The following is a 343-nucleotide window of genomic DNA, read 5'->3' as shown; positions in this document are numbered from 1 at the left end:
GGGTGATTGCAGACTGGATTGGGTTCTACAACCACCGGCGCCCACACCAAGCTTTGGGGATGAAGACGCCTGCAATGGCGTATCAATTAGCAGCCTGACCTGTGCAGAAAGGGCTGGGTCATTACAGACGCCCGCACCAGGCTTTGAGGATGAAGACGCCGGCGATGGCGTATCAATTAGCAGCCTGACCTGTGCAGAAAGGGCTGGGCCATTACAGGGACAGATGCCGGTCGGCATCGTTTTGGCGGGGAGATTGCCTTGCTTCACCCGGCACAAAGCACAAAGCCCGACTCATAGAGTCGGGCTTCCGTGGGGGAGTCTGGCGGTGTCCTACTTTCACACA

At 57.7% G+C, this 343-nt stretch carries 1 protein-coding gene; it reads left to right on the top strand.

Going from position 1 to position 343, the window contains the following annotated elements:
• The first annotated feature begins 2 nt into the window (after positions 1-2).
• Positions 3-98, top strand: a complete 96-nt coding sequence (locus ACZ9W6_RS17635; protein WP_465190979.1) for an integrase core domain-containing protein — start codon at positions 3-5, stop codon at positions 96-98.
• Positions 99-343 lie beyond the last annotated feature (245 nt).

Source organism: Vogesella lacus, assembly GCF_979366295.1.
Note: the sequence above shows the minus strand (reverse complement) of the source record. Positions and strands in the feature narration are given on the sequence as shown.